Raw genomic sequence first — 22,858 nt, forward strand, 5'->3', positions numbered from 1 at the left:
CGTGTCTTTCTCTGGTGGTCTTGCTGGTGAGCTAGGCATTCAAGCGGGTAAAGACGTAACCGTTGATACTATCGACGTAACGTCTGTTGGCGGCGCGCAAGAGTCTGTAGCAGTAATCGATGCAGCACTTAAGTACGTAGACAGCCACCGTGCAGAGCTAGGTGCTTTCCAAAACCGTTTCGACCACGCTATCAGCAACTTAGACAACATTAACGAGAACGTTAATGCATCTAAGAGCCGTATTAAAGATACCGACTTCGCGAAAGAAACGACTCAGATGACTAAGTCTCAGATCCTTTCTCAAGCTTCAAGCTCGATTCTTGCTCAAGCGAAACAAGCACCGAACTCGGCACTTAGCCTACTAGGTTAATCGATTAAAAAGCCACGTTGACTATAAGTGTTGTTGAAACAAAGCGTTAACGTAAGGCTTCCACAAATTAGCTCGTGGTGAGAGATGAGCGCTAAACAAACCCAGCTTCGGCTGGGTTTTTGCTTTTCTACGAATCGCAAAAATGTGTAGGGGAATTGCTAAGTAAGGTGTGGATGACAAGCGAGATTCCCTATCACGTTCGTGCCTCACTGTAGGGAATGACGGGAACCAAGCGATGATGATCCCTGCATTTCTTTAATAGCATTACAAATGGCTAGAGTAATTAACGACTCAGTTAGACCAAATATTTTATCGTCATTCCAGAACTGACTAGAACTAGGTGTCAGGAATCGAGCTTTTCGAGGAAGTGATTTTTTAGTTTTGGTTTACCACTGTCAGAAATGAAGAGCTATCTGTATGTCGGTGAGGTAATTAGCCGTCATCCCGGAATCGAGTGGAACGAGATAGCAGAAATCTAGCTTTTCGAGGGAGAGGTCTCTTTAGTTTTTGTTTACCACAGACAGAAATGCAGAGTTACCTAGGGAATGGAGTTGTGCAAAGGACTAAAACAGTAATTCGTCATCCCAGAATCGAGTAGAACGAGATATCAGGGATCTCAGTTGTCCTTTGTATTCAACCATATGCTTATTAATCTAAGCGAGCGGGAAACTTTAGCGCATATCGGTCGATTAATTGAATGGCGATCACATTTTTCTTTGTTATTGAAAATAATGCGAAAAAAAACACATTTTTTATTAAAGCTTCTAATTAAGGCGCCGTTAAAGGGATTGAGAGAAATGATATGTACCAATGTAAGGTGAGAGAGACAGTGGTGCGTAAACAAATTGATATGTATTTGTGTGAGGTGAGAGTCACATGGGTGCATTAAAAAAATGCCTAAAGGAGATCAACTATGGCGATTAATGTAAGCACTAACGTGTCTGCAATGACGGCTCAGCGTTACCTAAATAACGCGGCTGAAGGTACTCAAAAATCAATGGAGCGTTTGTCTTCTGGCTATAAAATCAATAGCGCAAAAGATGATGCTGCAGGCTTACAAATCTCTAACCGCTTAACGTCGCAAAGCCGTGGCCTAGATATGGCTGTGAAAAACGCGAATGACGGTATCTCTATTGCACAAACAGCTGAAGGTGCGATGAATGAGTCAACCAACATTCTGCAACGTATGCGTGACCTTTCTCTTCAATCTGCAAACGGTTCAAACAGCAAGTCTGAGCGTGTTGCTATCCAAGAAGAAGTATCTGCTCTAAACACAGAACTTAACCGTATCGCTGAAACAACCTCTTTTGGTGGTAACAAGCTTCTTAACGGTACTTACGGTAGCCAATCTTTCCAAATCGGTGCTGACTCAGGTGAAGCGGTAATGCTTTCTATGAGCAACATGCGTACTGACACTCAAGACATGGGTGGTAAGAGCTACGGTGTTACTGAAGGTAAAGATGCATCTTGGCGTGTAGGCGCTGGTGCTGACCTGACTATCAAATACAACGATAAGTTCGGTGAAGCTCAAGAGCTATCTATCTCTGCTAAAGAAGGCAACGATATCGAAGAGCTAGCAACTTACATCAACGGTCAAAGCCAAGACGTTAAAGCGTCGGTAGGTGAAGGCGGTAAACTACAACTTTTCGCTTCCAGCCAAAAAGTTGAAGGTGATGTTGAGTTTGGTGGCAGCCTTGCAAGTGAGCTAGGTATTGGCGCAGGCAAAGATGTAACCGTAAATGACATCGACGTAACATCAGTTGCCGGTGCAAACGAAGCGGTATCTATCATCGATGGCGCTCTAAAATCTGTAGATAGCCAACGTGCATCTCTTGGTGCTTTCCAAAACCGTTTTGACCACGCAATCAGCAACTTAGAAAACATCAACGAAAACGTTAATGCGTCTAAGAGCCGTATCAAAGATACCGATTACGCGAAAGAAACAACAGCAATGACGAAGTCTCAAATCCTACAACAGGCGAGTACTTCTATCCTAGCTCAAGCAAAACAATCACCATCAGCAGCTTTAAGCTTATTGGGCTAAACTTACCTCGGTAAGTAGCGGTAAACTCCGCTTTACGTGGAGTTTTACTGTTGGCTCATGAAGGATGGAGGGAGAGTGTTATGGAAATACCATCTAACGCATCGAACATCCAGCCTTATGGCTCACCTAATGGCATTAAAATTGCAAGCGATGAAGGTAGTAGTGCGTCGAGCATTTCACGGCTGAAAGAAGCAACCTCTTATGGCAAGGTAGAGAAATCGAAAGAAGAAGCTACCGAAGCTGCGATTCAATTAGCTCAAGAGAGAAAAGAGTTAAATGATGAAGAGCGAGTCAAGATGGTGGAGAAGGTAAACGAGTTTATCTCCTCTCTTAACAAGGGGGTTGCCTTTAAGGTCGATGAAGAATCGGGAAGGGATGTGGTGACTATTTATGAAACCACAACCGGCGATATTATTCGTCAGATACCCGATGAAGAAATGCTTGAAATTCTAAGACGCCTAGCAGCCCAAAACTCGAATAGTAGAATATTTGAGGTGAAGGTCTAAGTCGTATTATTGAGGTGGTTTAATGAGTTTTGGCCCAATGGGGATTTCGTCTGGCATGGATATCAATTCCATGGTCAGCAAAATTGTGGATTCGGAGCGTGTACCTAAACAGCAACGAATCGACAATGAAAGAGCGCGAATCGATACCAGCATTAGTGCCTATGGAAGACTCAGGGAATCTCTCGATTCGATGAAAAACCTGATGACAAACTTTCGTCAGGAAAAAGCTTTCGCTGTACGTACAGTAGAAAGTACTGATGAAGCGCTTGTTTCTGCAACCGCGACTACTGAAGCGATCGCTGGCAAATACGCCATCGATGTGTTGCAGCTTGCCCAGAGTCATAAAGTAGCGTCAGATGTTCTATCTGATGACATGAAATTTGGCCCAGGTAAGCTGCAGGTTTCGCTTGGTGATGATAGCTTTGATGTGCAAGTTGGTGATAGATCAAAGCTCATCGATGTTGTTCGCAGCATAAACGGTGCAGAAAGAAACCCAGGCGTTCGCGCGTCTATTATCAATGATGTCGAAGGCCCACGACTTATCGTCGCCTCCAACCAATCGGGTGCCGATCAACAAATCAGTATCAGTGTCGACTCTGATGCGTCTAACCCTCTCAAAAAACTCGAATACAAAACCCTTGAAGAACGTGTTGAAGCGCTAGAGAAAGCTCGTATTGCCGCTCAAGACGTACTTGGTCTCACACCTGCTGGAAAAGCCGTTGATCTTATCGATGAGGCTATCTCTGACGATGTCCCGAAAGCTGATGAAGCTGTCGACGAAGACGGCAAAATCATTCCAGGTTCACAAGCGGACTCAGTGTCTCCTGCAGAAGATGGCTCTCAAAACCTTAGCTATGGCGAGCAAGCTGCTGCTGATGGTCAAGCTGCACTAGATGCAGCTCAGGCGGCAAAATCTGTCATGCCTGAAGACAATATCCCAGGTTGGACGGAAACGGCTTCTGGCACGCTGTTAGATTCTTATTACACACCAGAACTTGAGCTTGACGAAAAAGCGATCGAGAAGGCGCCTGATGTTCCTGGGTGGTCAAACACGGCCTCTGGTACCTTGACTGATTCATATGTGACACCGAAAGAAGCTCAGCAAAAGCTAGAGGCAGAGCAAGCACGTATCGAAGAGAAGATCGCTCAAGAAAAAGCGGATCTGGCCAAGAAAGTAGAAAACGGTGAATTGACCGCAGAGCAAGCAAAAAATATCGAGCGTGCCAAATTAGAGCCTGAAGAGCGAGAGCGCTTAGAGAAAGTCGACAAAGCGCAAGCTGATTTGGCGCTTGCTCAACAATCTTTTGATAGTTACAGCGGCATGACCGAAGTCCAAGCTGGTCAAGATTCAATGGTGGTACTGGATGGTGTCGCTCAGCTCTCTAGTAATAACAATGTGATTGAAGATGCCGTTGAAGGCATTGATATTACGGTGAAAGGAAAGACGCCAAAAGATAAGCCGCCAGCAGAAATTGGAGTTGAGTACGACCGTAATAGTGTTCGTCAAGACATCGAAGCCTTTGTGAATTCTTACAACCAGTTTTACCAAGTGTCTAAAAACTTGGCAGGTGTCGATCCTGCGACTGGACAAAAAGGCCCGCTTTCTGGTGACAGCACGGTCCGTAACGCCGACTCACGATTGAAAGGCGTATTCTCTTCAAGCATCGAAGGGGCGCCAGAGAACCTTAAGTCTTTAACTGAGTTTGGTATCACGACTACCAGACAAGGCTCGCTAGAGATCAACTACGACATGCTCGACCGACAGCTAAACAATAACTTTGATAAGCTTGGCGAGTTTTTTGGCGGCAATAATGGCTTTGCTAAAAAAGTCGAAGATGCGATTCAGGGCATCACTGGTATTACTGGGTCAATTCGTACTCGAGAAAAGAGTCTGGTTGAGCAAAACTACCGCTTAGCAGACGACCAAAACGCTTTAGACCGCCGTATGGACAGTCTTGAAAGTCGTACTCACTCTAAGTTCACCGCCATGCAAGATGCAACCAGTAAGATGCAGTCTCAGCTTGGTAGCATGATGAATGCGTTGGGTTAATAGATGACCAGTCAGCTTCAAGAGCTTTGTGAACTAGATCAATTAATTATCTCTAAGCTCGAATTTAGTGAAATTAATGCTGAAGAAATAGCGACGCTTGTCGATAACAGAGAACAGTTATTGCAAAACGTGCTTCAATTCATCGATTCACACCCTGACGTTAAGCAAAGTTCGGAGTGGTTTGAAGCCATTTCGAGAACAAGAAAATTAGTCGAATTGATGCAGTCTGAAACTGGCCGGGTAGGGAAAACCCTGCACAAGTACCGACATGGTGCCAAGTCAGTTCAACAATACAAAAAGTTTTTATAGAAGAGGTTTACTATGCGCGGTTCTTTACAGGCATATAAAAAGGTATCAGTGGATAGTCAGCTAACGGCTGCCTCACCGCATAAGATTGTGCAAATGCTAATGGCTGGCGCGATCGAGCGTTTGATCCAAGGTAAAGCGGCAATGCAAGCGGGCAATATACCGGTGAAAGGTGAGCGACTAGGTAAGGCTCTAGACATCATTATTAGCCTTCGTAGCTGCCTTTCTATGGACGATGGTGGTGATATTGCGAAAAACCTAGATCAACTTTATGAGTTCATGATCACGCAAATTTCTGCGGCAAATCACAAAAATGACCCACAGCCTATTGATGATGTTATCGATATTATCCGCGAAATTAAGAGCGCTTGGGACCAAATTCCGAATGAATATCACAACTTGACGTCTGCTGAAGTCGGTATTTAAAGAAAAATTGCAGTTTTAACTAACCTTAGATCCGCTAATTGGTTGGTTGCCTTATTTTTTTAATCAAATAAAATAGAAGCCATTAGATAGCCTAATGGCTTTTTTTCGTTGCTGATTTCATAAATTTGTCCTCGTAAACCATAATCATAGATAGAATTCTTAATTTTATGGAATACGTTGCTCACCGTTTTTCCGCATCGCACCAAAATAAAGGCAATAATTCCTACTTATGCAAGGTTTGGCAAAACTGCTTGTGGTCGACGATAACGCTCAAGATCGTCACAATTTAAGCACAATATTAGAGTTTGTAGGAGAGAGCTGCGAAGTAATCAGCTCTGAACAAGCGCGCAAAGTCGACTGGTCACTACAGTGGGCTGGTTGTATTATTGGCTCAATAAAAGGTAAAGGCTTCAACGCATTACTGAATGATAAGCTTGTTCACGCGAATCACATCCCTCTGCTTGTGATTGGCAAAAACAACCACCCGGTTGACGAGCTCACCAATTTTGTTGGTGAACTCGAGCTGCCTCTTAACTATCCCCAATTAAGTGATGCATTAAGACACTGTAAAGATTTCTTAGGACGCAAAGGTGTTCAGGTTGTCTCTTCAGCCCGTAAGAACACACTGTTTCGCAGTCTAGTGGGTCAAAGTGCTGGCATTCAAGAAGTTCGTCACTTGATTGAACAAGTTTCCTCTACCGAAGCCAACGTACTGATTCTCGGTGAATCTGGTACCGGTAAAGAGGTGGTTGCTCGTAACATTCATTACCATTCAAAACGTCGCACTGGTCCTTTTGTTCCAGTGAACTGTGGTGCAATTCCACCAGATTTGCTTGAGAGTGAACTTTTCGGTCATGAGAAGGGCGCATTCACAGGTGCAATTACGGCACGTAAAGGACGTTTTGAGTTAGCTGAAGGTGGCACACTATTTCTTGATGAAATTGGCGATATGCCAATGGCGATGCAGGTTAAGTTGTTACGCGTACTACAAGAGCGATGCTTTGAACGTGTAGGTGGCAATTGCACTATTCAGGCGAATGTTCGAGTAATTGCGGCTACACACCGTAACCTTGAAGATATGATCGACGATGATTCATTCCGTGAAGATCTTTATTACCGCTTGAATGTATTCCCGATTGAAATGCCGGCATTACAAGAGCGTAAAGAAGATATCCCTCTTCTACTTCAAGAGCTTATGACGAGAATGGAAGCGGAAGGCAGTATGCCTATCTGCTTTACGCCTCGTGCGATTAACTCTTTGATGGAGCACGATTGGCCAGGTAACGTACGTGAATTGGCGAACTTAGTGGAGCGCATGGTTATTCTCTATCCGAATAGCTTAGTGGACGTAAACCATCTGCCAACTAAGTATCGGTACAGTGACATCCCTGAATTCCAACCAGAGTTTAATAGCTTTGTGTCTGAGGAAGAGCAAGAGCGTGACGCTTTAGCTGACCTGTTCTCGGAAGATTTCAGCTTCGATCAGCAAGATGATATGACTGATAATGCGAATGCACCTCAGGAATTACCACCGGAAGGTGTAAACCTGAAAGAGCTGCTCGCTGATATGGAAGTGAATATGATCAATCAAGCCTTGGAAGCTCAAGGCGGTATTGTTGCTCGAGCGGCAGACATGTTAGGCATGCGCAGAACCACTCTGGTTGAGAAAATGCGTAAATACAATCTGCAGCGTTAGTGTTCTGCTTTTCGAAAAACGGAAAAACACACACGAAATTTTTAGCTAATCGTTCACTTTAGCTAAGCGATAAGATAAACCATAGTCGAGTTGTTGCTTGCTTAACTATGTGATAAATATAGCAAATAGCCTGACTCGTTTTGTGCGTGTCAGGCTGTTTTAGTATTTGAGGCAAATTTTTGACATGCACGTATCTAACGAACCAGAAAATCAATCACACCTAGATTCTGTTGAACAACAGGTTGAGCGCTATAAGCAAGTGCTCGATGTTATGCCTGCTGGTGTCATCTTGTTAGATACCCATGGTGAAGTAAGAGAAGCAAACCCCGAAGCGCACCGCATTCTTGGCGTCGAGTTGGTTGGAGAGAAGTGGTTTTCTGTTATCCAAAGTGCTTTTGATCCCAAAGACGATGATGGTCATGAGATCTCATTAAAGAATGGTCGAAAGGTACGTTTGGCGATTTCTGCTTCGACTACGGGTCAGCTGATTTTGATTACCGATCTGACCGAGACGCGTTTGCTGCAATCACGAGTTAGTGATCTCCAGCGTCTGTCGTCATTAGGTAGAATGGTGGCGTCACTTGCTCATCAGGTTCGTACACCGCTCTCTAGTGCAATGTTGTATGCGTCAAACCTTGCCGCACCGAATTTACCACCGGCAACGAAGACACGTTTTCAATCTAAGCTTATGGATAGACTTCATGACTTAGAGAAGCAAGTTAATGACATGCTGCTGTTTGCTAAGGGCGGCGATAATAAGGTGGTGAAACCTTTTACTGTGGCTGAATTGATCACAGAATTTCAGCCCATGGTTGAAGCGGCGTTGAAATCAAACCAAATTGATTACTGCCAAGAAGTAGAAGGCGAACAGACTCAAATGTTCGGCAATGCCAACGCGATTGCCTCTGCTTTAAGTAATCTGGTTTTGAACGCGGTTCATATTGCCGGCAAAGAATCACAGATAGATGTGTTTTTTAGGCCGGTAAACGGCGAGCTTAAGATATCAGTACAAGACAGTGGTCCCGGCGTACCGAAAGAGCTTCAAGGTAAAATCATGGAACCATTCTTTACCACTCGCTCGCAAGGGACAGGCTTAGGCTTGGCGGTTGTACAAATGGTATGTCGAGCACATGAAGGTCGACTGGAATTGATATCAGAAGAAGGTGATGGCGCATGCTTTACCATGTGCTTGCCACTAGAAAGAAGCGCTTCTACTGAAGGCTAATAAGTTTTAACTGAATTTACACTGGAGAATCCTATGGCTCAAAGCAAAGTGTTAATCGTCGAAGATGATGAAGGTCTACGCGAGGCCCTTGTCGATACACTCGCGCTTGCTGGCTATGAATGGCTAGAAGCAGATTGCGCAGAAGATGCTCTGGTCAAACTAAAATCGAACTCCGTTGATATCGTTGTCTCTGACGTTCAAATGGCAGGCATGGGCGGCTTAGCGCTGTTAAGAAACATCAAGCAGCACTGGCCAAATCTCCCTGTATTGTTGATGACAGCTTATGCCAACATCGAAGACGCCGTCGCTGCAATGAAAGAGGGCGCTATCGACTATATGGCAAAGCCATTTGCGCCGGAAGTATTGCTAAACATGGTGAGCCGTTATGCTCCCGTAAAATCGGACGACAATGGTGATGCCATCGTTGCTGATGAAAAAAGCATTAAGCTAATGATGCTGGCCGATAAAGTGGCAAAAACGGACGCTAATGTCATGGTTTTGGGCCCGAGCGGCTCTGGTAAAGAGGTGATGTCGCGTTACATCCATAACGCCTCAAACCGTAAAGATGGTCCGTTCGTCGCGATTAACTGTGCGGCAATTCCTGACAATATGTTGGAAGCGACTCTATTTGGATATGAGAAAGGTGCATTTACTGGCGCTATTCAGGCGTGTCCAGGTAAGTTTGAACAAGCTCAAGGCGGTACAATTTTACTTGATGAGATCAGTGAAATGGATCTTGGCCTGCAAGCTAAGTTGTTGCGTGTGCTGCAAGAGCGTGAAGTTGAGCGTTTAGGTAGCCGTAAGAGCATTAAACTTGATGTTCGTGTACTCGCCACCAGTAACCGAGACCTCAAGCAGTATGTCTCGGAAGGTAATTTCCGTGAAGACTTGTACTACCGTTTGAATGTTTTCCCAATTTCTTGGCCTCCACTGTGTGAACGTAAAGGTGATATTGAGCCTTTGGCGAAGCACTTAGTTGAGCGCCACTGTACCAAACTGGGTATGCCAGTTCCGGTTATGTCACCTCAAGCGATCAGCAAACTCGTCAATTATCCGTGGCCGGGTAATGTGCGTGAACTTGATAATGTCGTGCAGCGTGCGTTGATTCTGAGCGAAGAAGAAAAAATTTCTGGTGAGCATATCCTACTTGAAGGGGTGGATTGGCAAGACGCTAGTGGCCTACAGCAGATTGTGGAAGGTAGCGATGTGGCAACACCAGATATTAAGCCTATTGCGGAAGCAAACCCAATCAACAAAATCGCTTCAAGCAGTGAAGGTCTGGGGAATGAGCTTAGAGATCAAGAGTATGCGATCATCCTTGAAACTTTGATCGCATGTAACGGCCGACGTAAAGATATGGCTGAGAAACTCGGTATTAGCCCTCGCACATTGCGCTATAAGTTAGCAAAAATGCGCGATGCTGGAATAGATATCCCAAACTAAGCACAGATTAGTAGTGTCAGCTTTCTGACTAGTGTAATACGATATCTAGTCGTTTTTAGGTATGGCACGCTAATTGCTCTGTCAATAATACAGCAAAATAGATAGTCATAAATTTGACTCCTTGAGGTAGTAAATGAGAATAGATGGTTTACAAGGCGAAATGCAGGCAATGATGGTTGAAGCTGCGAGCGCGCGTCCTGCTGCGACAGGGCAAACGGTCGGTGCAGACTTCGGCAACATGCTGACGCAAGCCATCAACAATGTGAACTCATTGCAAAAGACCTCAGGGGATCTACAAACTCGTTTTGATAGCGGTGACCAAAGTGTGTCGCTGTCTGATGTGATGATTGCTCGTAATAAATCTAGTGTGGCCTTTGAAGCGACAATCCAAATTAGAAATAAATTGGTTGAGTCGTACAAAGAGCTGATGAATATGCCGGTATAAGTTGGGTAGTTAAGTAGTGGCAGATAATAGTCAAACAACAGATTTAACCGTGAGCGATGGTAATGACCACGCACTCATTGCGGGTGCTGAGCTGGACGGAGAAGGGCAAAACCCGGATCTAGGTGAACGTAGTTCATCTAAATTTGATATGGCCGTAGGTGACCTCGATTTACTTCGTCAGGTCGTCTTAGTGCTATCTATCTCAATCTGTGTCGCGCTTATTGTAATGCTGTTTTTCTGGGTTAAAGAGCCAGAAATGCGTCCATTAGGGGCTTATGAAACCGAAGAGTTGATCCCAGTTCTGGATTACTTAGATCAGCAAAAGATCGAGTACTCGCTTGAGGGTAATACCATCTCGGTGCCAGCAAGTGAATATAACTCCCTGAAGCTTAATATGGTTCGCGCTGGTTTGAACCAAGAGCGAAACGCAGGTGATGACATCCTCATGCAAGACATGGGTTTTGGTGTATCACAACGTTTAGAGCAAGAGCGCCTCAAATTAAGCCGCGAAAGACAGCTTGCGAAAGCCATTGAGCAGATGAAGCAGGTGCGTAAAGCGCAGGTTTTATTGGCGCTGCCGAAGCAAAGTGTTTTTGTTCGTCATAATCAAGAAGCCTCTGCCTCTGTATTTCTAACCCTCAAAACGGGTACTAACCTTAAGCAGCAAGAGGTTGACTCTGTTGTCGATATGGTGGCGAGTGCCGTTCCGGGAATGAAAACGTCGCGTATTACCGTTACTGATCAACATGGCCGACTGCTGAGCTCCGGCTCTCAAGACCCTATGTCAGCGGCGCGTCGTAAAGAGCACGAGCTAGAGCGTAATCAAGAGCAAGCACTGCGTGAGAAAATTGACTCTATCCTTATTCCTATTCTTGGATTTGGAAACTACACAGCTCAAGTTGATATTCAGCTCGACTTCAGCGCAGTAGAACAAACCAGAAAACGTTTTGATCCGAACACGCCGGCAACGCGAAGCGAATACACCTTAGAAGATTACAATAACGGCAACACTGTCGCGGGTATTCCGGGGGCGCTGAGTAACCAGCCTCCATCAGATGCGTCTATCCCTCAGGATGTCGCTCAGATGAAAGATGGCGCGATGACAGGCCAGGGCTCGGTTCATAAAGAAGCAACTCGAAACTTCGAATTAGACACCACCATCAGTCATGAGCGTAAGCAAACTGGCACGGTGAACCGTCAAACAGTATCGGTCGCGATTAAAGATCGTCAATCCATCAACCCAGATACCGGTGAAGTGGTGCACACGCCAATTCCAGCCAGTGAAATCAACGCGATCCGCCAAGTGCTGATTGGTACGGTCGGCTTTGATGAAAGCCGCGGTGACTTATTGAATGTATTAAGCATGCAGTTCGCACCACAAATCACGGACGTAGTTCCTGATGTGCCTATCTGGGAGCACCCTAACTTCAATGATTGGGTACGTTGGTTTGCGAGTGCATTGGTTATTATTGTTGTGGTGTTAGTCCTTGTTCGCCCAGCAATGAAGAAACTGCTCAACCCAGCTGCAGACAACGATGAACAGATGTACGGCCCTGATGGCATGCCAATTGGTGCCGATGGCGAGACCAGCCTAATTGGTGGTGATATTGAAGGTGGCGAGTTGTTTGAATTTGGTTCAAGCATCGACTTACCAAACCTTCATAAAGATGAAGACGTGCTGAAAGCAGTACGTGCACTTGTAGCGAATGAACCAGAGCTAGCAGCTCAAGTAGTTAAGAATTGGATGGCAGATGGCTAACGAAATTGTTCCACAACAAGCTGAAGGCGGTGAAGTGCTTGATGTCGCGAGTGTGGATATCGCCTCTATTTCAGGTGATGAGCGCGCAGCGATCTTGTTGTTGAGTTTAAACGAAGAGGATGCGGCGGGTATTATTCGCCACCTAGAACCTAAGCAGGTTCAACGTGTGGGTAGTGCCATGGCGCGTGCAACGGATTTATCACAAGAGAAGGTAGGCGCAGTGCACCGTGCTTTCTTGGATGATATTCAGAAGTACACCAACATCGGTATGGGCAGTGAAGACTTCATGCGTAATGCGTTGGTGGCTGCTCTGGGTGAAGACAAGGCAAACAACCTTGTTGACCAAATCCTTCTTGGTACGGGCTCTAAAGGCTTGGATTCTCTTAAGTGGATGGACCCTCGTCAGGTGGCAAGTATTATCATCAACGAGCACCCACAGATTCAAACCATCGTGTTGTCTTACCTAGAAGCCGATCAGTCTGCTGAGATTTTGTCCCAGTTCCCTGAGCGTGTGCGTCTGGATCTGATGATGCGTATTGCTAACCTTGAAGAGGTTCAACCTTCGGCGCTTGCTGAGCTGAACGAAATCATGGAGAAACAGTTCGCGGGTCAAGCTGGTGCGCAAGCGGCCAAAATTGGCGGCCTGAAAGCAGCGGCAGAGATCATGAACTACATGGACAACAACGTAGAAGGTGTCTTGATGGACCAAATCCGCGATCAAGACGAAGACATGGCAACGCAGATTCAAGATCTTATGTTTGTCTTTGAAAACCTTATTGAAGTGGATGACCAAGGCGTTCAGAAACTGCTGCGTGACGTACCACAAGACGTTCTACAGAAAGCACTTAAAGGTGCTGATGAAGGCCTGCGTGAGAAGATCTTCAAGAACATGTCTAAACGTGCTGCCGATATGATGAGAGACGATATTGAGGCGATGCCGCCAGTGAAAGTCTCTGACGTAGAAGCGGCTCAGAAAGAGATTTTGGGTATTGCGAGGAAGATGGCAGACAGTGGCGAGATTATGCTGTCTGGTGGCGCCGACGAGTTCCTTTAATACAGAAACCTCAAAAGCCCCACACCGTTGGGGCTTTTCTTTATCCAACCTCGAACCACAGATTAATTACAGTTTAGCTGTTTGAATTTAAAACAGTTGAACTCACTCATAGATAGGTACTGATATGTCAGGTGATAGAAAACGCGGCTTCCTTCGCCCTGAAGAAGATAATACGGTTGCCCAACCTCAGAAATGGGGGTTGCCTGACTACACCTCTGATGTGAGTAAACAAGCTAAAGAAACGGCGTTTAACTACGACCCAGGTTGGATGCCGACAGTTGAAGAAGCTATTGAAGATGAAGAGCTTGTTCTGACCGAAGAGCAAATCGAGCTGATCAAGCAAGGCGCTTACCAAGAAGGTCTGCATCAAGGTCAGGAAGCTGGCTTCAAGCAAGGTTATGAAAAAGGCAAAGAAGAAGGTTTTGCCGCAGGCCACGCAGAAGGCAATGAAGCTGGTAAGCTCGAAGGTGTCACCGCAGGTCAAGAATATATTCAACAACAAGTGGCTATTTTCATGGGGCTCGCGAACCAGTTTGCTCAACCTTTGGAGCTGATGAATGCTCAGGTTGAAAAGCAGCTGGTGGACATGGTGCTGACCATGGTTAAAGAAGTGGTGCACGTTGAAGTTCAGACCAATCCACAAATCATCCTAGATACCGTGAAAGAGTCAGTAGAGTCGCTGCCGATCTCTGGTCACGCTATTACGTTGAAGCTTAACCCGGAAGACGTCACGATCATTCGCTCTGCGTATGGGGATACGGAACTGGACTGCCGCAATTGGACATTAGTTTCCGAGCCTGCGCTCAACCGTGGCGATGTACAAATTGAAGCGGGTGAATCGAGTGTGAATTATCGAATGGAAGAGCGTGTGAAGAACGTGATCCAGAGCTTCTGTGGTGCTAATCGCCATCAAGGTCATGCGTAATGCTTGAGTTAGCGAATCGTCTCAGCCAATACAAAGTCGAAGGGCTAAAATCACGCCCCGTTGCCTCTGGTAAGTTGGTACGGGTAGTCGGACTAACCCTTGAAGCAACGGGCTGTAAAGCCCCGATTGGTAGCTTGTGCTTAGTTGAAACCATGTCTGGTCAGATGGAAGCTGAAGTGGTTGGCTTCTCTGGCGATAACTTATTTCTGATGCCGAGTGAACAAATCACTGGGATCTTACCCGGCGCTCGTGTCACCCCCATGACCTCTGAAAGCGGCATTCCTGTCGGGATGGAACTGCTTGGTCGTGTGATTGACGGTGTTGGCAACCCACTGGATGGGCTTGGCCCAATCTATACTGAGCAACGTGCGTCATTTAGTGCCGAACCAATTAACCCTCTGGCGCGTAAGCCGATCTCTGAGCCGCTTGATGTTGGCTTAAAGGCGATTAACGGCCTGCTGACGGTAGGTAAAGGGCAACGTATCGGTCTGTTCGCAGGTTCTGGTGTCGGTAAATCCGTAACACTAGGTATGATGACACGAGGTACCACCGCGCAAGTGGTTGTGGTGGGCTTGATTGGTGAGCGTGGACGCGAAGTAAAAGAATTTATTGAAGAGATTCTTGGTGAGGACGGCCGTAAGCGATCGGTTGTGGTTGCTGCGCCTGCCGATTCATCACCATTGATGCGATTGAAAGGCTGTCAAACGGCGCTAACGGTGGCGGAATATTTCCGTGACCAAGGTTTAGATGTTCTGCTCCTGATGGATTCACTGACCCGTTTTGCACAGGCTCAACGTGAAATTGCATTATCTGTTGGTGAGCCGCCAGCGACCAAAGGCTACCCGCCATCGGTATTTGCTAAGTTGCCAGCGCTGGTTGAACGTGCAGGTAACGGCAATGATGAGCAAGGTTCCATCACCGCTTTCTTTACCGTACTGACCGAAGGTGATGATCTACAAGATCCAATTGCCGATGCTTCACGAGCGATTCTCGATGGTCACGTTGTGTTGTCACGTGAAATGGCAGATGCGGGTCATTATCCTGCGATTGACGTTGAGAAGTCCGTCAGCCGTGTGATGCCTCAAATCACCACCGAAGAACATGTGTTGATGTCGAAAGCGGTAAGACAAGTGCTTTCTATCTGCCGTAAGAACCAAGACTTGGTGTCGATTGGTGCTTACAAGCCGGGTACCGACCCTGCGATTGATAGCGCCTTCACCTTGAAGCCGAAGTTGGATGAGTACTTACAGCAGAAGATGAAAGAAACGGTTCCTTACGATATGTGCGTCAACATGTTGAAGCATGTGTTGGGTGGCTAACGGGTGATTAAGGTTAGTCATGGATAATGCATTAGAGTTTCTTCTCGACCAAGCAAAAGACCAAGAAAATCAAGCGGTCTTGGCGCTCAACAAAGCCAATGCGGAGCTGCAAGGTTATTACGAACAGGTTGCGCAGATTGAAAAGTATCGACTGGATTATTGCCAGCAACTTGTCGATAGAGGCAAGGCAGGGCTAACTGCCAGTCAATATGGGCATTTGAATCGCTTCTTAACTCAATTGGATGAAACGCTTTCTAAACAACGAGAAGCGGAGCATCACTTTAAAAATCACGTCGATAACTGCCAAAACTACTGGATGGAACTGCGTAAGAAACGTAAATCCTATGAGTGGTTGATGGAGAAGAAGCAGAAAGAGAAAGCCAAACTGCAGGACCAAAGAGAACAAAAGCAGATGGATGAGTTTTCGACTTTGCTTTATAGCCGTAAGAAGATGTGATCCCGAGCCATGAATCCTACTGTCGCTGTTCACATTGTGATTAGCCGAGTTTTCTAGGCATGTTTCTTGCTCGGTTTTATATAAAATTGCGCCTTGTGCCTGCCAAAGGTATGAAAAGCATCCGACTTTCTTTTTGTTGCCTGTTTATGGTGGCAAAGCTAGTAGATAGAGCTTGTATATATGAACGTTAGTCCTTCTTCAAATTCAGCGACCAACACAACGTCTTCGTTGTTGGACACCGGTTCTGCCGCTTCAAAGGTAGAGGAAACCGGCGACTCAAAAGGTTTCTTTGAATCTTTCAAAGAAGCGCTCGGCTTTGAAGAAAGTGGTAGCCAAGCAACGGAAAAAGAAGCAGACAGCACTACAAAATCTGATGCTAAACAAGCCTCTACGGAAAGTGAAGCTTCAGATGAAGCAAAGAAAACGAACTCAACAGCTGAGACTACGGATGAGTCAAGCCAAGCACAAAGTAAGCAAGTCGCTTCAGAAGTTGAGGGTGAGCAAGCCACAGACAAAACTCCTGTAGAGGCTGTCTCTAGCTCAGAGTCGCAACTTAAAGCGAATTCAGCTGATGTTACAGCTACCGCTAACAAGACGGGTGAGAAAGATGAGTTGCCAAACAACAACGGCTCTACGGAGCAGACAGCTCAACCCCAAGGCCAAGCTTCATCTGCGGTAAACGAATCGACCCAAGCATCGCAAGCGGCGGCTGCGATGAATGAAGGAAACAAGTTATTAGGCCAGTTGGATGAGGCAAATAAAACGCTGAATCAGACGCCGAACGGCAAAGCCTTGCCACAGCAGTCTCAGTTAGAACAGGCTCAGTTGGATCAAGCTCAAGGTAATATTCCAGGAGCTTCTGTTGAAGGATTCTCTGTCGAAGGTGACGCGGGTAAGCAACTCCAGCAAACCAACTCAGCGAATCAAGGTAGCACTCTAGAAGTGGACTCTGAAATTGCTGTGCTTACTGGCGGAAAAGGTGTCTCGCAACTGACAGATGATGAAATTCGCCAGTTGATGGATAAAGGCGTTACTCCCGAGCAGATTGAAGCAAGTATGAGCCGAGAGCTCAGCCAGAAAAATGCGGCACAAGCAGAAGTTGCTGGGCAAAGCCAAGCACTGTCTCCAGCGGATATTGAGTTGGCAAAACAGGTAGATGCGCACACCAAAGCGCTCAATCAGCTGAATGCTCAGATTGAGTCAAAACAGTCTGTTGTTGATGGTTTACTGCAGAAGCAGCAAAGTGGCGCAAGTTTGACAACAGATGAACAAGCGATGCTGGCTAAAACGACCGCTGAGTTAGACGTTTTGAATAAACAACTCGTAAACGTTCAGCAACAAGCAACGGCTTTATTGAGCCAAGCTCCGGGCACAAACAGCGCCTCTGCTGAGCCTGTTGCGATTGATTGGGACAACACAGATTCAGATGAAGCGAAAGTCTTAGCAGCGGCAGCATCAACAGCAGCGGTTGCGACGGCTGCGCAGCAAACTAAGGCGCAAGCGGCAGCGCAATCGACGAGTAACGCGGCTGCCGCTCATGCAGCGACGGATAAAGCAGCAATGCTGCACACTAACAATACGCATGCAGCCCAACAGGCAGTGGCTCAACAAGCTAATGTCGCAGCACAACAGCCACAAGCTGCGTTGGATCCGGCGTTAACCGCGCAAGGTGTGTCGCTGAATGCAACACCTGCCGCGACCAAAGCGGGTTCAACAGATATGTTACTTAAGGCCGGAGCTGGTGCGGTTACTCTTTCTGGCTTAGGTAAAGCCGGTGCTAAGGAAGATTCGAAAGACACCACATTTGCTCAGCAGATCGCTTCTGCGGCTGGCGTGCAAGGTGCAGCGAACGCTGGTTCGGCGCCAACACGAGCCGAGATTCAAGCCGCTCAACAGGCACCGTTGCAGCTGACTAAAGAGCTAGCAAACGAACAGGTCGCTGAAAAAGTACAAATGATGATGTCTAAAAACCTTAAGAACTTAGACATTCGACTCGACCCACCAGAGTTGGGGCAAATGAAGATCCGCATGACCATGAATAATGATGTGGCGAACGTGCACTTTACGGTGAACAGTCAACAGGCGAGGGATGTGATTGAACAAACCTTACCTCGATTGAGAGAGATGCTTGCTCAACAGGGTATGCAGCTTGCCGATTCATCCGTTCAACAGCAAAGTTCAGGTCAGGGACAAGACAGATACAACAGTGGTGAGCAACAATCAGGCTCTAACCGCACAAATGATACGCAAGGTGATGAAAACCTTGATAGTGGCAGCAATCTTGAATTGAATGTCGCATCAAAGCGTGATGGAATTAGTTATTATGCCTAATATCAGGCTGAGCACACTTAATTGATAGATAGAACCAGCTGATAGACAGAACCGTCAGTTAATCGAAAGAACAGGAAGTTAGAGTAAAATATGGCAGAAGTACAAGATGCACCTAAAGGAAAGAGTAAGCTCCTTATTATCATTATAGCGGTTGTTGTTTTACTACTTGGTATTGGTGGTGCGCTGTTCTTTTTCTTAGGCTCCGATGATAGTGCCTCAGAATCTCAGTCTCAGCCAGCCACTGCTGTGGTTGCAGCAGAGCCTGTTATGTATGTGAACATCCCTCAGCCCTTCTTGTTCAATGTAACAGGTGATAAAAAAGATCGCCTAGTTCAGATAAAAGCACAACTGATGGTGCGTGGTAGCAAAAATGAAGACCTGGCACGTTACCACTCTCCACTAGTAGAGAGCACATTGCTCGCAACGTTCGCTTCGGCAACGGTTGACCAACTTCGCTCACCAACAGGGCGAGTGGAACTGCGTGATAAAGCGACAGAAGATATTAAAGCAAGTCTGGCTCAAGCTGTTGGCCAGCCTGTGATTGAAAAAGTGTTATTCACTGACTTCGTAATTCAATAGGTAATTTGTGACCGATTTATTAAGCCAAGACGAAATTGATGCGCTGTTACACGGCGTTGACGATGTTGAAGAAGTTGAAGATGTCTTAGAGACCGACAATGACAGTGCGGTCAATTTTGACTTCTCCTCTCAAGATCGAATCGTCCGTGGTCGAATGCCGACCCTTGAACTTATTAACGAGCGTTTCGCACGTCATATGCGAATTAGTTTGTTTAATATGTTGCGTAAAACGGCTGAAGTGTCGATCAACGGCGTACAGATGATGAAATTTGGTGAATACCAAAACACCCTGTACGTACCAACCAGTTTAAACATGGTGCGTTTCCGTCCGCTTAAAGGTACGGCACTGATCACCATGGAAGCACGTCTTGTTTTCATTCTCGTAGAAAACTTCTTTGGTGGCGATGGACGATTCCACGCCAAGATTGAAGGCCGTGAATTTACGCCAACGGAAAGACGTATTATCCAGCTGCTGCTGAAGATTGTATTTGAAGATTACAAAGAAGCTTGGTCACCAGTTATGGGGGTTGAGTTTGAATATTTGGATTCTGAAGTGAACCCGAGTATGGCGAACATTGTGAGCCCAACCGAAGTGATCGTAGTGAGCTCATTCCATATTGAAGTGGATGGCGGCGGTGGTGATTTCCACGTAGTTATGCCTTACTCCATGGTTGAGCCGATCCGTGAGCTGCTTGATGCGGGTGTTCAATCCGACAAAATGGAAACCGATGTTCGTTGGAGCACAGCACTGCGTGATGAAATCATGGACGTGCCGGTTAACTTCCGCGTCAACCTTCTAGAGCAAGATATCTCACTACGTGATTTGATGGAGCTGCGCCCTGGTGACGTCATTCCTATGAACATGCCTGAGCACGCGACCATGTTTGTGGAAGAGCTACCGACCTACCGTGTGAAGATGGGTCGCTCGGGTGAAAAACTCGCGGTTCAGATTTCTGAAAAAATTCAAAGACCTCATGTGGTCAAAACTGATCTCGCCTTTCTGGGTAAAGACTTAATGTCCGAACTAGAAAATAGCGATGATAACGAATAGCAAAATAGATAAAAGTATAGGAATTGGTAATGGAACCTAGTGAAGATCAAAAGCTAGCAGACGAATGGGCTGCAGCACTTGGTGAAGACCCTTCTGCACCGTCAATTGATGTTGATGACGTGTTGGCGGCACCACTTGATGAGCTAACTGATTCATCGTCTCCGATTTCTGAAGACGAGCGCCGTAAGCTGGATACCATTATGGATATCCCAGTCACCATTTCTATGGAAGTGGGTCGCTCTCAGATCAGTATCCGCAACCTTCTGCAATTGAACCAAGGTTCGGTTGTTGAGCTAGACCGTATTGCTGGTGAGTCACTGGATGTGATGGTTAATGGTACTCTGATTGCTCATGGCGAAGTTGTTGTGGTGAACGATAAATTTGGTATTCGTTTGACCGATGTAATTAGCCAAACAGAACGTATTAAGAAGCTACGTTAATGCGCTTATCGTCTCTAAGGTTGACGAACTTTCCTCAAGGGTTGAAGAGCTTATCTCGAGCAATAGTCGGAATGGGGCTACTCTCAATTCCTTCTGTTGCCTTTGCAGCGACGCCGCCTTCTCTTGATTTAGCGACCACTTTTGGGTCGCTAATTTTCGTTATAGCCTTCATTTTATTTATTGCTTGGTTGCTTAAGCGCATGCAAGTGCCAGCGATGTCCAATCAACAAGGTTTGGCGATTGTTAGGCAAATCCCTGTCGGCACAAAAGAGCGTATCGCTATTGTGCAAGCGGGCGATGAACAGTTTTTGGTGGGCATTACCACCCAATCTATTCAGCTGATCTCTAAGCTTGATAAACCTCTTACTCAGGAGATGCTGGAAAAAAGTACATTCTCAAGTCAGCTTTCCCAGCTCATGAAAAAAGATGCAAACAAATAACGGACTTTTGAACTCATCTTACTTTTGCCAAGCCGGAGCTTTCCGAGCGGTGAAGGTGCTGCTGGTTCAGCTAACTCTTCTCTGTACCCTTTTGTTTAGTGTGTCGGTATTTGCACAGGCTGAAGACGGCACTGTTATTCCTGCCAACACTACGGGTTCAGAGTCGGTGACTATCAGCACGATGGAACAAGACCAAGCCAAATCGACCACCATGACCACCGGCAGTTTGACTGGGAATGGGGGCGGTATTCCTGCTTTCACCATGACGACCAATGCCAACGGGGGGGAAGACTACTCGATCAACCTGCAAATTCTTGCGTTGATGACTATGCTTGGCTTCTTGCCGGCAATGGTCATTCTGATGACTTCGTTCACCCGTATTGTGGTGGTGATGTCTATCCTGCGTCAGGCAATGGGTTTGCAACAAACACCATCGAACCAAGTTATCATAGGTATCGCGATATTCTTGACCTTCTTCATCATGTCACCGGTGATCAATCAGGTGAATGAGCAAGCGGTTCAACCTTATCTGAATGAACAGATCACGGCACGACAAGCATTTGATGTTGCTCAAGGGCCGATCAAATCATTCATGCTAAAACAGACTCGAATCAAAGATTTAGAGACTTTTGTTGAGATCTCCGGTTCGGAAGTGACCAATCCTGAAGACGTTTCAATGGCGGTGCTGATTCCTGCATTTATCACCTCCGAGCTCAAAACGGCTTTCCAGATTGGCTTTATGCTGTTCTTGCCGTTTTTGATCATCGACTTAGTGGTGGCGTCAGTATTGATGGCGATGGGTATGATGATGTTGTCACCAATGATTGTATCTTTGCCGTTCAAGTTAATGCTGTTCGTTCTTGTTGATGGTTGGAACTTAATACTCTCCACACTCGCCGGCAGTTTTGCCTTGTAGCTGGGGGAAATCATGAATCCTGAAATATTCGTAGAGTTGTTCCGAGATGCGCTTTGGATGGTGCTAATCATGGTTTGTGCCATCATTATTCCCAGCTTGCTGATCGGTTTGGTGGTGGCTATCTTCCAAGCAGCGACCTCGATCAACGAACAAACATTGAGTTTCCTGCCGCGTTTGATTGTGACCTTATTGGCCTTGATGCTGTTTGCGCACTGGATGACTCAGATGATGATGGAGTTCTTCTTTGAGCTCATCGAACGTTTACCTCAAGTTCTGTATTAAACCGATATGGAATACCCAACGAGCCTTGTACTAGAGTGGTTAGCCAATTATTTTTGGCCTTACACTCGCATCTCAGCAATGCTGATGGTGATGACGGTCACCGGTGCACGTTTTGTGTCGCCGCGTATTCGTTTGTATTTAGGTTTAGCAATCACCTTCGCAGTGATGCCTGCGATTCCCGCGGTTCCAAAAGAGATTGAACTGCTCTCTTTCCAAGGCTTCCTAACTGTCTTTGAGCAAATTGTGATTGGTGTGGCGATGGGGTTTGTCACCCAGTTCATGATTCAAACCTTTGTTATGCTCGGTCAAATCCTCGGTATGCAATCGAGCTTGGGTTTCGCCTCTATGGTCGACCCTGCAAACGGCCAGAACACGCCGGTATTGGGTCAGCTCTTCATGTTACTTGCGACCATGTTCTTCTTGGCGACCGATGGTCATTTGAAGATGTTGCAGCTGGTGGTATTCAGTTTTAAAACTCTGCCGATTGGCAGTGGATCTCTGACTTCGGTCGATTTTCGCGAGCTAGCATTATGGCTCGGCATTATGTTCAAAGCGGCATTGGCGATGTCGCTGTCGGGAATTATCGCGCTGCTGACGATAAACCTGTCATTCGGTGTAATGACACGTGCTGCGCCTCAGCTAAATATCTTTTCTTTGGGTTTTGCATTTGCGCTACTCGTAGGTCTGTTACTTTGTTGGTACATCCTTGGCGGCTTGTATAGTCATTATGAGCTATATTGGATGCAAGGCGAGCAACAGATATGTCGTCTAATCCGGTTAGATTGCTAGGAGAC

The 22,858-nt window shown here is 46.2% G+C and carries 23 protein-coding genes; all 23 read left to right on the forward strand.

The window, feature by feature from the left end:
* Window positions 1–370 (forward strand): flagellin (locus OH460_RS04140; RefSeq protein ID WP_269995361.1); only part of this gene is annotated, 370 nt, incomplete at its 5' end.
* Window positions 371–1,283: 913 nt separating this feature from the next.
* Window positions 1,284–2,414: a flagellin gene (locus OH460_RS04145; protein WP_061033702.1), complete on the forward strand. Its 1,131-nt coding sequence runs from the start codon at window positions 1,284–1,286 to the stop codon at window positions 2,412–2,414.
* Between the two features lie 80 nt (window positions 2,415–2,494).
* Window positions 2,495–2,920, forward strand: a complete 426-nt coding sequence (flaG, locus tag OH460_RS04150) for a flagellar protein FlaG (protein WP_008218257.1) — start codon at window positions 2,495–2,497, stop codon at window positions 2,918–2,920.
* A 22-nt stretch (window positions 2,921–2,942) separates the two neighbouring features.
* Complete coding sequence (gene fliD, locus OH460_RS04155) at window positions 2,943–4,970, forward strand: flagellar filament capping protein FliD (protein ID WP_269995366.1); 2,028 nt, start codon at window positions 2,943–2,945, stop codon at window positions 4,968–4,970.
* 3 nt (window positions 4,971–4,973) lie between these two features.
* Complete coding sequence (locus OH460_RS04160) at window positions 4,974–5,279, forward strand: flagellar protein FliT (protein WP_004739828.1); 306 nt, start codon at window positions 4,974–4,976, stop codon at window positions 5,277–5,279.
* Window positions 5,280–5,291: 12 nt separating this feature from the next.
* The gene (gene fliS, locus OH460_RS04165; RefSeq protein ID WP_008218262.1) at window positions 5,292–5,702 is read left to right on the forward strand and encodes a flagellar export chaperone FliS; all 411 of its coding nucleotides are present in this window, start codon (window positions 5,292–5,294) and stop codon (window positions 5,700–5,702) included.
* Between the two features lie 229 nt (window positions 5,703–5,931).
* Window positions 5,932–7,398 carry a sigma-54 dependent transcriptional regulator gene (locus OH460_RS04170; protein ID WP_008218264.1) on the forward strand — a complete coding sequence of 489 codons (1,467 nt, stop codon included), beginning with the start codon at window positions 5,932–5,934 and terminating at the stop codon, window positions 7,396–7,398.
* Between the two features lie 184 nt (window positions 7,399–7,582).
* A complete protein-coding gene (locus tag OH460_RS04175; protein ID WP_269995373.1) occupies window positions 7,583–8,623 on the forward strand; it encodes a sensor histidine kinase in 1,041 nt (346 codons plus the stop codon).
* Between the two features lie 33 nt (window positions 8,624–8,656).
* Window positions 8,657–10,066, forward strand: a complete 1,410-nt coding sequence (locus tag OH460_RS04180) for a sigma-54-dependent transcriptional regulator (protein ID WP_105059164.1) — start codon at window positions 8,657–8,659, stop codon at window positions 10,064–10,066.
* A gap of 133 nt (window positions 10,067–10,199) precedes the next feature.
* The gene (gene fliE / locus OH460_RS04185; protein ID WP_061033698.1) at window positions 10,200–10,511 is read left to right on the forward strand and encodes a flagellar hook-basal body complex protein FliE; all 312 of its coding nucleotides are present in this window, start codon (window positions 10,200–10,202) and stop codon (window positions 10,509–10,511) included.
* A gap of 16 nt (window positions 10,512–10,527) precedes the next feature.
* On the forward strand, window positions 10,528–12,270 hold the full coding sequence (fliF, locus tag OH460_RS04190; protein WP_061033697.1) for a flagellar basal-body MS-ring/collar protein FliF: 1,743 nt from the start codon (window positions 10,528–10,530) through the stop codon (window positions 12,268–12,270).
* Window positions 12,263–13,324, forward strand: coding sequence for a flagellar motor switch protein FliG (gene fliG / locus OH460_RS04195; RefSeq protein ID WP_008218275.1), 1,062 nt, complete (start codon window positions 12,263–12,265; stop codon window positions 13,322–13,324). The genes fliF and fliG overlap by 8 nt, the downstream gene beginning before the upstream one ends.
* Before the next feature lie 124 nt (window positions 13,325–13,448).
* Window positions 13,449–14,249, forward strand: coding sequence for a flagellar assembly protein FliH (gene fliH / locus OH460_RS04200; protein ID WP_061033696.1), 801 nt, complete (start codon window positions 13,449–13,451; stop codon window positions 14,247–14,249).
* Window positions 14,249–15,568 carry a flagellar protein export ATPase FliI gene (gene fliI, locus OH460_RS04205; protein ID WP_061033695.1) on the forward strand — a complete coding sequence of 440 codons (1,320 nt, stop codon included), beginning with the start codon at window positions 14,249–14,251 and terminating at the stop codon, window positions 15,566–15,568. Before fliH ends, fliI begins: the two co-directional genes overlap by 1 nt.
* A gap of 19 nt (window positions 15,569–15,587) precedes the next feature.
* A complete protein-coding gene (gene fliJ, locus OH460_RS04210) occupies window positions 15,588–16,025 on the forward strand; it encodes a flagellar export protein FliJ (RefSeq protein WP_269995381.1) in 438 nt (145 codons plus the stop codon).
* A gap of 180 nt (window positions 16,026–16,205) precedes the next feature.
* Window positions 16,206–18,356, forward strand: a complete 2,151-nt coding sequence (locus OH460_RS04215; protein ID WP_269995383.1) for a flagellar hook-length control protein FliK — start codon at window positions 16,206–16,208, stop codon at window positions 18,354–18,356.
* A 90-nt stretch (window positions 18,357–18,446) separates the two neighbouring features.
* Window positions 18,447–18,935: a flagellar basal body-associated protein FliL gene (fliL, locus tag OH460_RS04220; RefSeq protein WP_004739848.1), complete on the forward strand. Its 489-nt coding sequence runs from the start codon at window positions 18,447–18,449 to the stop codon at window positions 18,933–18,935.
* 7 nt (window positions 18,936–18,942) lie between these two features.
* The gene (gene fliM, locus OH460_RS04225; RefSeq protein ID WP_004739850.1) at window positions 18,943–19,986 is read left to right on the forward strand and encodes a flagellar motor switch protein FliM; all 1,044 of its coding nucleotides are present in this window, start codon (window positions 18,943–18,945) and stop codon (window positions 19,984–19,986) included.
* 29 nt (window positions 19,987–20,015) lie between these two features.
* Window positions 20,016–20,426 carry a flagellar motor switch protein FliN gene (gene fliN / locus OH460_RS04230; protein WP_004739851.1) on the forward strand — a complete coding sequence of 137 codons (411 nt, stop codon included), beginning with the start codon at window positions 20,016–20,018 and terminating at the stop codon, window positions 20,424–20,426.
* Window positions 20,426–20,866 carry a flagellar biosynthetic protein FliO gene (gene fliO, locus OH460_RS04235; RefSeq protein ID WP_171730072.1) on the forward strand — a complete coding sequence of 147 codons (441 nt, stop codon included), beginning with the start codon at window positions 20,426–20,428 and terminating at the stop codon, window positions 20,864–20,866. The genes fliN and fliO overlap by 1 nt, the downstream gene beginning before the upstream one ends.
* Complete coding sequence (gene fliP / locus OH460_RS04240) at window positions 20,853–21,782, forward strand: flagellar type III secretion system pore protein FliP (protein WP_269995391.1); 930 nt, start codon at window positions 20,853–20,855, stop codon at window positions 21,780–21,782. The genes fliO and fliP overlap by 14 nt, the downstream gene beginning before the upstream one ends.
* Window positions 21,783–21,794: 12 nt before the next feature.
* Complete coding sequence (fliQ, locus tag OH460_RS04245; protein ID WP_004739854.1) at window positions 21,795–22,064, forward strand: flagellar biosynthesis protein FliQ; 270 nt, start codon at window positions 21,795–21,797, stop codon at window positions 22,062–22,064.
* A 6-nt stretch (window positions 22,065–22,070) separates the two neighbouring features.
* Entirely contained in the window at window positions 22,071–22,853 is a 783-nt protein-coding gene (gene fliR / locus OH460_RS04250) for a flagellar biosynthetic protein FliR (RefSeq protein ID WP_269995395.1), read from the forward strand.
* The last annotated feature ends 5 nt before the right edge of the window (window positions 22,854–22,858 follow it).

It is taken from the genome of Vibrio sp. Makdt (genome assembly GCF_027587015.1).
Taxonomy (GTDB): Bacteria; Pseudomonadota; Gammaproteobacteria; order Enterobacterales; family Vibrionaceae; genus Vibrio; species Vibrio chagasii_B.

Bases quoted from the DNA above. Each gene is read 5' to 3' on its own strand.
- OH460_RS04145 (WP_061033702.1), top strand. From the start codon at position 1,284: ATGGCGATTAATGTAAGCACTAACGTGTCTGCAATGACGGCTCAGCGT.
- flaG (WP_008218257.1), top strand. From the start codon at position 2,495: ATGGAAATACCATCTAACGCATCGAACATCCAGCCTTATGGCTCACCT.
- fliD (WP_269995366.1), top strand. From the start codon at position 2,943: ATGAGTTTTGGCCCAATGGGGATTTCGTCTGGCATGGATATCAATTCC.
- OH460_RS04160 (WP_004739828.1), top strand. From the start codon at position 4,974: ATGACCAGTCAGCTTCAAGAGCTTTGTGAACTAGATCAATTAATTATC.
- fliS (WP_008218262.1), top strand. From the start codon at position 5,292: ATGCGCGGTTCTTTACAGGCATATAAAAAGGTATCAGTGGATAGTCAG.
- OH460_RS04170 (WP_008218264.1), top strand. From the start codon at position 5,932: ATGCAAGGTTTGGCAAAACTGCTTGTGGTCGACGATAACGCTCAAGAT.
- OH460_RS04175 (WP_269995373.1), top strand. From the start codon at position 7,583: ATGCACGTATCTAACGAACCAGAAAATCAATCACACCTAGATTCTGTT.
- OH460_RS04180 (WP_105059164.1), top strand. From the start codon at position 8,657: ATGGCTCAAAGCAAAGTGTTAATCGTCGAAGATGATGAAGGTCTACGC.
- fliE (WP_061033698.1), top strand. From the start codon at position 10,200: ATGAGAATAGATGGTTTACAAGGCGAAATGCAGGCAATGATGGTTGAA.
- fliG (WP_008218275.1), top strand. From the start codon at position 12,263: ATGGCTAACGAAATTGTTCCACAACAAGCTGAAGGCGGTGAAGTGCTT.
- fliH (WP_061033696.1), top strand. From the start codon at position 13,449: ATGTCAGGTGATAGAAAACGCGGCTTCCTTCGCCCTGAAGAAGATAAT.
- fliI (WP_061033695.1), top strand. From the start codon at position 14,249: ATGCTTGAGTTAGCGAATCGTCTCAGCCAATACAAAGTCGAAGGGCTA.
- fliJ (WP_269995381.1), top strand. From the start codon at position 15,588: ATGGATAATGCATTAGAGTTTCTTCTCGACCAAGCAAAAGACCAAGAA.
- OH460_RS04215 (WP_269995383.1), top strand. From the start codon at position 16,206: ATGAACGTTAGTCCTTCTTCAAATTCAGCGACCAACACAACGTCTTCG.
- fliL (WP_004739848.1), top strand. From the start codon at position 18,447: ATGGCAGAAGTACAAGATGCACCTAAAGGAAAGAGTAAGCTCCTTATT.
- fliN (WP_004739851.1), top strand. From the start codon at position 20,016: ATGGAACCTAGTGAAGATCAAAAGCTAGCAGACGAATGGGCTGCAGCA.
- fliO (WP_171730072.1), top strand. From the start codon at position 20,426: ATGCGCTTATCGTCTCTAAGGTTGACGAACTTTCCTCAAGGGTTGAAG.
- fliP (WP_269995391.1), top strand. From the start codon at position 20,853: ATGCAAACAAATAACGGACTTTTGAACTCATCTTACTTTTGCCAAGCC.
- fliQ (WP_004739854.1), top strand. From the start codon at position 21,795: ATGAATCCTGAAATATTCGTAGAGTTGTTCCGAGATGCGCTTTGGATG.
- fliR (WP_269995395.1), top strand. From the start codon at position 22,071: ATGGAATACCCAACGAGCCTTGTACTAGAGTGGTTAGCCAATTATTTT.